Source organism: Thermophagus sp. OGC60D27, from assembly GCF_052400625.1.
Classification (GTDB): Bacteria; Bacteroidota; Bacteroidia; order Bacteroidales; family Marinilabiliaceae; genus Thermophagus.
On the sequence record NZ_JBQTGH010000005.1, the window covers coordinates 93,983 to 104,449 of the forward strand.

Genomic DNA, 10,467 nt, shown 5'->3' on the forward strand with positions numbered 1-10,467 from the left:
GATTAGATTTCCACATCAAACCACTACCTTTGCCCTGTTGGAATTGCTTATGGAGAGCCTAACCGACACAACAGAACCAAAATGATTACAACCAAAGAAAAAGAAGGAAAAACAAACGGCAATCCTGTCAACCACAACATGACGGAATCACTTAAATTCAATGAGTTCAGACAGGAAGTTCTGAGTGACTACAAACTCGCCTTCCTGAGCCGCCAGATGAGCCTTATCGCTCGTCGTGAAGTACTCACCGGAAAAGCTAAATTCGGAATCTTTGGCGATGGAAAAGAGATCGCTCAAATAGCCATGGCCAAACAATTTAAAGAAGGTGACTGGCGATCGGGATATTACCGCGATCAAACCTTTATGCTGGCAACGGGAATGATCACCCCCGAAAAATTCTTTGCCATGCTTTACGGGGAAACCAGAACTCATCTTAACCCCGACAACGGCGGACGATCCATGAACAATCATTTTGGAACACGCCTCATCGATGACAACGGTAACTGGATCAACCAAACACAAAGTAAAAACACCACCTCCGATATTAGCCCTACGGCCGGACAAATGCCAAGACTGGTGGGCCTGGCCCTCGCCTCAAAACTCTATCGTAACCAGCCGGAGTTGAGCCATCTGTCTCAATTCAGCAACCACGGCAACGAAGTGGCTTTTGGCACCATTGGCGACGCCAGTACGTCACAGGGCTTATTCTTCGAAACCATAAATGCCGCTGCGGTCCTTCAGATCCCCATGGCCGTCTCGGTTTGGGACGATGGCTATGGCATCTCGGTACCCGTGAATCTGCAAACCGTCAAGGCCAACATTTCCAAAGCTCTTAAAGGCTTCGAAAAACGAAATAACGATCCCAACGGAATCCTGATCTACGAAGGCTTTGGGTGGGATTACGCCGGATTGTGCCAGATGTATGAAGAGGGCATCCGCCAATGCCGAAAAAATCATATCCCCGTACTCTTTCATGTCAAAGAGCTGACGCAGCCCACCGGCCATTCCACCTCCGGTTCGCACGAACGTTACAAAACCAATGAGCGGCTGGAATGGGAAAAAGAAAAGGACGCCCTCACGCAAATGCGCAAATGGCTGATCGATACCAACCTGGCCGACGAAGAAACGCTTAAAAGCATCGAAAAGGAAGCGCTCACCGAAGCCCAAACGGCGCAAAAAAAAGTTTTCAAAGAGTTTATGGAACCCTTCCGGCAAGAACGAAAGCAGCTGATCGAAATGGTCCAACAAAAAAGCTGTGTCTGCCACCCCGAAGGGGAAGCGCAAATTAACGGCATCATAGATAAGCTCAACAAGGCCATCACCCTCAACCGAAAAGAGATCCTCAGTGCCGCCCGGAAAATTCTGCGTCACACCTGTGTGTCCTGTCAAGCCCAAGGAGGCCTCAAAGAGCAGCTCAAAAAGTGGATTGCCGATTATTTCGAAAGTGGAAGGGAAAAATACAACCGATACCTCTATGATGAGTCCCACCATTCACCCCTCTTGACGCAACCGGTAGCTCCGGAGTATGCCGACGAAGCACCCATGGTGCCCGGACGTGAGATTATCCGCGACAACTTCGATGCCTTGTTTGCCAAAGATCCACGCATCCTCACCCTGGGCGAAGACACCGGTAAACTGGGAGATGTGAACCGAACACTGGAAGGATTACAGGAAAAATATGGTGAATGGAGGGTCCGCGACACCGGCATCCACGAAGCCACCATCGTGGGCCAAGGCATCGGACTGGCATTACGGGGATTGCGACCCATCACCGAAATTCAGTATTTCGATTATATTCTGTATGCACTACATATTATCAGCGACGATGTGGCCACCACCCATTACCGCACCAAAGGCGGACAAAAAGTGCCGCTCATCGTCCGCACACGCGGACACCGTCTCGAAGGCATCTGGCACTCCGGATCGCCACTGAGCATGGTGATCAACAGCGTTCGTGGCATACACGTGTGCGTCCCAAGGGATATGACCCGCGCCGCAGGCATGTACAACACGCTTCTCGACGGAGAAGACCCCGCCCTCGTCATTGAACCCCTTAACGGCTACCGCATCCGCGAAAAAAAACCCGCCAACCTCGGCGAATACAAAATACCGCTGGGGGTTCCCGAAGTACTGAAAGAAGGAACCGACGTCACAGTGGTCACCTATGGCTCATGCGTGCGCATTGCCAGGGATGCCGCCCGTCAACTGGAAAGCACCGGAATATCCGTCGAACTCATCGATGTTCAAACCCTGCTGCCCTTTGATAAAGAGAGGGTCATCCTTAATTCGCTCAAAAAAACCAACCGCATTGTCTTTTTCGATGAAGACGTTCCCGGAGGCGCCACCGCCTTTATGATGCAAAAAGTTATCGAAGAGCAAGGTGGGTTTAATCATCTGAGCAACCGGCCGGTTACGGTTACAGCCAAAGATCACCGGCCCGCCTACGGTACCGATGGCGACTATTTCAGCAACCCCAATGCAGAAGATCTCTACGAAGCCATTTACAACCTGATGGGTGAAGATTTCCCGGATAAGTTTCCACCTATTTATTAATCACATTTATAGCGAGATGGTGCTCTACCCGATCGCGCATCAAGTAGAGCACCATCCACTAAAAATTAGTCTCTCCAAACTTTCTCTTTAGCGCCTTGAGCTTACCGGAATAGATGGAGGGGAACAGATTAACATAAAAAAGCGTTTCTTATAGGCGGGAAGGTCTCAACGGCCAAGGCGGGAAAAAACCAACAGCAAGCGCGGGAAGGATTCAACTGCCGGGGAAGGAAGGATTCAACTGCGGTGGGAGGAGAAGCACAACAGCCAAGGATTCATAAAACACGGCAATCCCCTTTGATAAAAATAAGTTTCGAGATAGGTGGCCCAACTTCCGGAAACAATTAAGGGGCCATCCCCTGTCGAAGAGGATAACCCCTACTCATTGGCCCGCAAAAATATTCAACAACAGTCCTGTTATTGAATAACAAAATCAATAAAATCAACTATTAATGGGCATCAACGGTCAGTACATATTCCAAGGTAAATGAACGCGGTTCTTTCAGCAGGGACGATGACGCGGAATATTGGGTGGTAACGGTGAGTAAATAGGTACCGGCGGGCAAATCACTGGGGACAATAAACGAAAGCCTTGAAGGCTCATTGATCAGAACCGTATTCATGGGAATAGAGACAACATCTCCCGTTTCAGTATTGGCAAGTGAAATACCCAATCCATCTGCATCGCCTTCAATTTTTATTCCGCTTCCCGACACATTGGCACCACCTCCCGGTGTAAGCGAAGTATTCTCTTCACCCGTAGCCACATTTACAACAGAGTTAATCACCATGGTTGAAGGAGCCATTCCCCGCACTTCCACGCCAATCTCATTGACCATCTCCCTCAATTCAGGTGATGGATAAACCTGAATGGAAAGAGAATGTTTGGAGCGATCCCATTTGGCATTATCCCCCACGAACACCCCATTGACTTTCAAACCAAAAGTTCCAAGCCCAAAGGTGACATGCCCACCTGTGGCTATTTCTTCTTTGGCAAGCCCTCTCATAATGTTCATGGAGGTCAACAAAATGTCGGCACTTAAGGGAGAGCCTCGCTCTTCAGCCTTTTTAGCCAAATCAGCTTCGTTAAGTCTTCTGGTTACCACAACCCTGCCAAACCGATCATCTTTCCTTCCGGTTATTGCCAGGTCATACAACTCGACAATTACTGAGTTTTTAATATTTGCCATAACTAATCAATTTTAGTTAAACAATGAATATAATTTAACCATCAAATCAGTCCTAATTGGCAACAACAATCAGCTATTCAGTCCCGGTAAATACTTAAGATCATTTTTGTATGGAATCAACAATCATCGCCCGACACTGCCGGACGTTTTTGCATAGAAGTGGTACTAATTTAATCCATTTCGAAAAAAATTCCAACAAAAAAATAAATTTTTTTACAAGATCTTACTGCCGGGCCCCGGGGGGCGTTCCTTCCCGCCCCGAACAAAGCCAATTGATTTTTAGCCATTCCCCTTGACAATTGGTCATTAATACCTGACATTTTTCATAGCCAAATCAAGGACAATGAATTAGATTTGTATAGAAACAAAAACATTAATTAACCTCTCAAACTTGTTAATCATGCCAAAAGGAATATTTCGTGTACCCCCTCCCAAGAATGAACCCATCCTCTCTTATGCACCGGGAAGTGCAGAGCGTGTGGAATTGAAAAAACAACTGGAACGCTTTCGTTCACAGGAGGTCGACATCCCCATGTTTATTGGTGGTGAAGAAGTCAGAACCGGCAATAAAGTATCGATCCATCCTCCGCATGAGTTAAAACATTGTCTGGGGCATTATCATCAGGGGGATGAACTCCATGTCCATCAAGCCATCGATGCAGCATTGGAGGCCCGCACCCAATGGTCAGCCCTGAGCTGGGAACACCGGGCTTCCATATTCCTGAAGGCGGCCGACTTAATTTCGGGTCCCTATCGTCAGAAGATCAATGCCGCCACCATGCTGGGGCAGTCCAAGAATGTGTTTCAGGCCGAAATCGACAGTGCCTGTGAGTTGGCCGATTTCCTGCGATTCAATGTCTATTACATGACGCAAATTTATGGTGACCAGCCCACCTCGTCGGCCACCACCTGGAACCGTGTGGAGTATCGCCCACTGGAAGGATTTGTGTTTGCCCTTACACCGTTCAACTTCACCTCGATCGCCGGCAATTTACCATCGGCCCCCGCCATGATGGGGAATGTGGTGGTGTGGAAACCCTCCAAAACAGCCATCTATTCGGCACATATTATCATGCAGATATTCCGCGAAGCCGGCGTACCCGATGGCGTCATCAACCTGGTCTTTGCATCGGGCCCGGTAGTGGCAGCCGAAGTATTCTCCCATCCCGAATTTGCGGGTTTCCACTTCACCGGATCCACCGAAGTGTTCCAGTCCATCTGGAAAACCATTGGCAACAATATCCATCAATACAAAAGTTACCCCAGAATTGTGGGCGAAACGGGTGGCAAAGACTTCATCATTGCCCATAAATCATGCGATGCCAATGTGGTAGCGACGGCCATTACAAGAGGCGCTTTCGAATACCAGGGACAAAAATGCTCGGCAGCATCAAGGGCCTATCTCCCCGCCAGCCGATGGGACGAGATACGCAAGGAGGTGTTGCGTCAACTGAGCGAAGTGAAAATGGGGCCGCCGGAAGATTTCCGCAACTTTGTCAATGCGGTCATTGATGAGTCTTCGTTCAATAAACTGGAGGCCGTAATTAAGGAAGCGGCCGACCATCCCGAAGCAGAAATTATTGCAGGCGGTAAATGTGACAAATCGGTTGGTTATTTCATCGAGCCCACCATTATTCTCACCACCAATCCGCTCTATCGCACCATGCAGGAAGAGCTCTTCGGACCCGTGTTAACCATCTATGTCTACGACGATCAAAAGTATGATGAAACACTCCGGATATTGGATAAAACCTCCATGTACGGACTGACAGGTGCCGTATTTGCACAGGATCGTTACATCATTGAGAAAACGACCAAGGCATTGGTCAATACCGCCGGAAACTTCTACATCAACGATAAACCCACCGGTGCAGTGGTCGGTCAGCAGCCCTTCGGCGGTGCCAGAGGATCGGGTACCAACGATAAGGCCGGGTCGCTCCTCAACCTCATTCGATGGGTTTCTCCACGTACCATTAAAGAAAACTTTGTGCCACCTACCGATTTTAAATATCCGTTTATGGCGGAAGAATAGAATCAGGTAGAAACCACATAATATCGGGCCTCGGGTGCTTTACACCACGAATCGGGAATAAAATATTGAGAGCAGAATGGAATTATTCTCATTTATTCGACAGGCACCGCGAAGGCCCGATATTTTTTTGCGACCGTCAAGCAAAAGCCATCGTTGGGATGCATCACCCATGCACAAAGAAAGGCAACGAGGAGCAACAAAGGCTTATTCCCCATTTTACCCGGATAAAACTTACTTTGGTCATTGGCGGAATGGAACTCGCCTAATCAAGTTTTTCGCCATCATATTATAAATGCAACTCCCTTCAGTCTGTTCATTTCTGCCTCTCTCTTTTTACACATGCTTTTGTGGTAACACCCCTCCACCTTAAAGAACGCTTTATAGCGTTTCCCGATCACCCAATGCCACCCAGAAATAATGATTCCCCATCGATCTTAATAACTGCCCGACAACTTAATTGCATAATCTTCGGAAATAGTTAAATTTGCACAGTAAGAATCCATTTCAGGAAAGGAATCTTTGGAGGTTCATCAACTGAGCTTAATTTCATACGGATGAAACGAGCATGACCATTAGAAATGGTCACAAAAGAACATGGATAAAACCATGAGTCATGCGGGTTCCATCCGACCAATGAATGAAACAAATTTTATACGGATGATAAGGGCAATAAAAAGCACTTTAAGACTTCTTTTACCGCTGTTGCGAAACAGGTATGTAATTGCTTTTTTGGCCTTTCTTATCTGGATCACCTTTTTTGACCAGAATAACCTCATGGACCGGCGTGCCCTGTCCAATAGAATTAAAGAGCTAGAGCGGCAAAAGATCCACTACCAACAGGAAATTATCAGTAATAAGAAGAAGATGGAAGAGCTTCAAAGCGACCCGGAAAATCTGGAAAAATTTGCCCGAGAGCAGTATCTCATGAAAAAGCCGGACGAAGACATCTTTATAGTCCTGGAAGAATGAAGTCACTTTTCGCTCTCACCCCCTCCCCTCCCCAAAGAACTTTGATGAAAATAATCAGACAAACAATTACGACTTAGCAATCATTAACAATTATTATGAATATTATCCGTTTTTTTAGCGGCCTCTATTATGCCGGAATGATCTTAATCTTTACCGGAATTGTTATGCATATGACCGATACCCCTGCCGCCCTGTGGGTATACGGTGCAGGACTAATTCCCTTTGTAGGGGTCAGGACCTATAATTTTTTTGTATCCATATCTCCGCGGCGACGGGTGAACGCCATCCTGTGGGTGAGTGCACTGTCGCTTCTGGTTGGCGGGCTGGCCATATATTTCCACCGATCGTACTGGATTCTTTTTGTGGCTATTTCAGCCATCCTAGATGGCTACGCCAGCTTTCGAAAAATTACTTAATCATTTCCCGGCATCAAAATCACTACATAATCTTTTAATATTTTAACAATACAGTTATATTTGTCCTCATCAACCATCAAAATAACCAAAGACACCAACTGTCGTTTCCTGAGTAATTCGACAGAGGGGTTGATAATAAGATACTTCCACAAAAAACAAAATTATTACGTATGAAGAACTTATCGATCGTCCTAAACGCCATTCTGCTGATTGCAGTAGCTGCCCTCTTTTTTATTGTTCTTTCCGATGACAACTCTTCCGCGAAGGAATCCAAAGGCAATATCGATAATGAAGCGAGCGACAGTTGCCCTATCGCATACATCAACACCGATTCTTTATTAATCAATTACGAGTATGCCCAATATCTGAACGAGGAGCTGCTGAAACAGGAGGAGTCATCCAGAGCAGATTTTAACGAACGTGCAAGAGTATTTCAGGACGATATGCGTGCTTTTCAACGGAAAGTACAAAACAATGCCTTTTTGAGCCTCGACCGGGCACAAAAAGAAGAAGAAAGGCTCCGCCAACAAGAACAAAAACTGAAAGAACTGAACAACAAGCTGTCGGCCGAGCTCATGCAGAAACAAAACAACATGAATCGCGAGCTGAGGGATACCATTACCGGTTTCCTGAAAGAATATGCCAAAACCAGATCGGTACAGATGGTGCTCAGCAACACACTGGGCGACAATATTCTTTATGCCGAGAAAGCCTTAGACATCACCGATGAAGTGGTGGACATTCTCAACAAACGGTATCAAAAGGCAGGGAAAAGTAATTCCAACAGTCAGGAGTAATTGACAAAGATATTTCACGAATCAGGTCATTGTTAAGTCACTTTTACGATGGCCTGTTTTTTTTTGACACAGTATGACCTCCCGGGAAAAAAAACAAGCCCTTCTAGAGCATTACCTGGAAAAGCATTTTCCTACCCACCCAATAGCGGATCCGCCGCCACCGTCATTAAAACAGATTGTGGTTATTCCCGCTTATTTGGAAAAGGATTATCTCTTCCGGACGCTGGACGCTCTGTGTGCCTGCCATCCCCCTTCGGGAGCGGTAGAAGTTATTGTGGTATTCAACACCTCGGAAAAGGATCGCCGGGAGGTACAGGAAGAACAGGAACGGTGCAGCCGCCAGGTCAAGGCCTACAACCGCAAAAAAACAGTATCCTGGCTTCAGATTCATGCGCTGGAAGTATGGCATTTACGCAAGAAGCACTTTGGTGCAGGAATGGCTCGAAAAACAGGGCTCGATGAAGCGGTACGGCGATTTTATGAGCTGAATCATCCTGACGGAATAATAACCTGTCTGGACGCCGATTCACCCGTTGCACCCAACTATTTCCAAGCCATAGAAGAATGGTATTCCGACCCCAAACATCAGGGAGCGGTAATATACTTTGAGCATCCCCTGGAAGGCCAAGACTATTCGCAGGAGATCTATGATGCCATCACCCTTTATGAGCTCCATTTGCGCTATTATCTGCGGGCATTGGCGAACACCGGATTCCCCTATGCCGCACACACCATCGGGTCGTGTATGACCTTTAGGGCCGTCAAATATGTCCAGGCGGGAGGCATGCCACGAAAACAAGCGGGTGAAGACTTCTACTTTCTGCAAAAACTGATACCTCTTGGCGGGTTTGGTGAAATAACCACCACTACGGTTTACCCGTCACCAAGGCCATCGGACAGGGTCATCTTTGGGACCGGTGCCAGCATCCGCCAGCATGTGGATGGTATCAAAAAGCTGGGAACAACCTATAATCCGGAGGCATTTAACGATCTGGCAAACTTTTTTTCGCGAATCGGGGAGTTACGGGCTATTACCCCCGATCAATTTGAGGCATGGTCTTATCATCTGACGGGTCCGCTCAGAAGTTTTCTGCTCAACACCCATTTTGAAGAAGAGCTGTCCATCATCCGGAACAACAGCAACAGCGAAAAAACCTTTATAAAGCGATTCTACACCACTTTTAACGCCTTTCGCATTGTTAAGTATCTCAACTATTCGCACGAGCATTTTTACGCCAAAACCGACGTTTTTGACGCTGCATACACGCTCCTGGAGAACACCGGCATAGATCCGTCCGATATTTTGGACGAAAAAGAGCTGTTGCGTAAGTACCGGGAATTGGAAAAAGGCAGTGGTGAATAGCCAAAAAAAATGGTGTAGAGACGAAGAACCATTCATCTCTGCACCATCTGTAATCCATTATTCTGCCTTTAACTAAAACAGGGTCCGGCTGTTCTTTCTGAAAGAAGTTTTATTCCGCATCCAGCTACTACCCGATTCGGAGCATGGGATGGCTCCTCTGGGCGACTTATTAACCCCTGAGGTAGAAAACCGGTAGATAAGGGAAAACTCATTGGCGCCCCCACTATGTCCGGCGAGATCGGAAAGGGTGAGATCATAGCTGTATGAAAGCCTGACACTCCCGAGATTGAATCCCACGATAAAAATAATAGCATCGTTATTGGTCAAACCATCGCTGCCACCAATGGGCAACCCGCGGTACCATAATCCCAGTTCAAAAGGATTAATGTACCAGTAGCTTCCCATGTCGAGCTGTTGAAAATCGTCTTGCATCCGATACATAAAGGCCAAAGAGGCGCTCACCTCATCCTGATTTCTGGATCGCTTTCTGAACCGGTATTTACCGCCACCATACACAGTGGTTCTGATGGGGATGGTCGATTCAATATCGGTGAAGCCCAGATCGCTTTTGATAAGGTGATCGACCACAACGCCACCCCAAAAATCATTACTGTAAACCATGGCCGAGGCAGCGGCATCAAACTTGTTATAACTCTCTTTTTCGAAATCGCCAATGGCACTGGCCAGGATGTCTCCCTCAGGCCCAATCTGATCCCCCCATAGCAAGGAGGCAGGATCTATTTTGCGCTCAAAATATTTGAAATTGAGACCGGGCCGGACGTATATGGAATGAGATATGGGAAATTCATAAGCATAAACCAACCCGATATTCTGGGTAATGAGCTGACCACCGCCCTGGTCATCCCGAACAAATACGAGGCCCACACCACTGTTGTACTGATCAAAGAAGTGATCGGCAGAAAAGGAAATGGTGCTGTAGGTATTGGGAATACCGGGCCATTGATCGCGATACGAAAGCGCAATGCGACTACCATCAGTCAAACCCGTAAAGGAAGGACTCAGATAAACCGGGGAGGCATAGACCTGCGAAAAGGTTGGGTCTTGTGCCCGAATATTACTCAAACCCATTAGAATTACCCCCAAGAGAAAAACAATATGTCTGATTACTTCCTTCATTAGTATAAAAAAT

At 47.0% G+C, this 10,467-nt stretch carries 8 protein-coding genes; 6 read left to right on the top strand and 2 right to left on the bottom strand.

The window, feature by feature from the left end:
• Positions 1-81 precede the first annotated feature (81 nt).
• Positions 82-2,553: an alpha-ketoacid dehydrogenase subunit alpha/beta gene (locus ACT29H_RS07660; protein ID WP_444821030.1), complete on the top strand. Its 2,472-nt coding sequence runs from the start codon at positions 82-84 to the stop codon at positions 2,551-2,553.
• A gap of 446 nt (positions 2,554-2,999) precedes the next feature.
• On the opposite strand, the gene ACT29H_RS07665 is transcribed toward ACT29H_RS07660, so the two are convergent.
• Positions 3,000-3,740 carry a DUF4469 domain-containing protein gene (locus ACT29H_RS07665; RefSeq protein WP_444821031.1) on the bottom strand — a complete coding sequence of 247 codons (741 nt, stop codon included), beginning with the start codon at positions 3,738-3,740 and terminating at the stop codon, positions 3,000-3,002.
• Positions 3,741-4,140: 400 nt separating this feature from the next.
• Here ACT29H_RS07665 and pruA point away from each other — a divergent pair, with 400 nt between their 5' ends.
• The 5 genes from pruA (at position 4,141) to ACT29H_RS07690 (ending at position 9,317) form a co-directional block, all read left to right on the top strand.
• Positions 4,141-5,772 (top strand): L-glutamate gamma-semialdehyde dehydrogenase, encoded by a 1,632-nt coding sequence (gene pruA, locus ACT29H_RS07670; protein WP_444821032.1) that lies wholly within the window; start codon positions 4,141-4,143, stop codon positions 5,770-5,772.
• Positions 5,773-6,429: 657 nt separating this feature from the next.
• On the top strand, positions 6,430-6,741 hold the full coding sequence (locus ACT29H_RS07675; RefSeq protein WP_444821033.1) for an FtsB family cell division protein: 312 nt from the start codon (positions 6,430-6,432) through the stop codon (positions 6,739-6,741).
• A gap of 95 nt (positions 6,742-6,836) precedes the next feature.
• The gene (locus ACT29H_RS07680; protein ID WP_444821034.1) at positions 6,837-7,157 is read left to right on the top strand and encodes a hypothetical protein; all 321 of its coding nucleotides are present in this window, start codon (positions 6,837-6,839) and stop codon (positions 7,155-7,157) included.
• A 170-nt stretch (positions 7,158-7,327) separates the two neighbouring features.
• Entirely contained in the window at positions 7,328-7,954 is a 627-nt protein-coding gene (locus ACT29H_RS07685; RefSeq protein WP_444821035.1) for an OmpH family outer membrane protein, read from the top strand.
• A gap of 73 nt (positions 7,955-8,027) precedes the next feature.
• Entirely contained in the window at positions 8,028-9,317 is a 1,290-nt protein-coding gene (locus ACT29H_RS07690) for a glycosyltransferase family 2 protein (RefSeq protein ID WP_444821036.1), read from the top strand.
• 72 nt (positions 9,318-9,389) lie between these two features.
• Here the strand turns inward: ACT29H_RS07690 and ACT29H_RS07695 are convergent, their stop codons facing one another.
• Positions 9,390-10,454, bottom strand: a complete 1,065-nt coding sequence (locus ACT29H_RS07695; protein WP_444821037.1) for a PorP/SprF family type IX secretion system membrane protein — start codon at positions 10,452-10,454, stop codon at positions 9,390-9,392.
• Positions 10,455-10,467 lie beyond the last annotated feature (13 nt).

Bases quoted from the DNA above. Each gene is read 5' to 3' on its own strand.
- ACT29H_RS07660 (WP_444821030.1), top strand. From the start codon at position 82: ATGATTACAACCAAAGAAAAAGAAGGAAAAACAAACGGCAATCCTGTC.
- ACT29H_RS07665 (WP_444821031.1), bottom strand. From the start codon at position 3,740: ATGGCAAATATTAAAAACTCAGTAATTGTCGAGTTGTATGACCTGGCA.
- pruA (WP_444821032.1), top strand. From the start codon at position 4,141: ATGCCAAAAGGAATATTTCGTGTACCCCCTCCCAAGAATGAACCCATC.
- ACT29H_RS07675 (WP_444821033.1), top strand. From the start codon at position 6,430: ATGATAAGGGCAATAAAAAGCACTTTAAGACTTCTTTTACCGCTGTTG.
- ACT29H_RS07680 (WP_444821034.1), top strand. From the start codon at position 6,837: ATGAATATTATCCGTTTTTTTAGCGGCCTCTATTATGCCGGAATGATC.
- ACT29H_RS07685 (WP_444821035.1), top strand. From the start codon at position 7,328: ATGAAGAACTTATCGATCGTCCTAAACGCCATTCTGCTGATTGCAGTA.
- ACT29H_RS07690 (WP_444821036.1), top strand. From the start codon at position 8,028: ATGACCTCCCGGGAAAAAAAACAAGCCCTTCTAGAGCATTACCTGGAA.
- ACT29H_RS07695 (WP_444821037.1), bottom strand. From the start codon at position 10,454: ATGAAGGAAGTAATCAGACATATTGTTTTTCTCTTGGGGGTAATTCTA.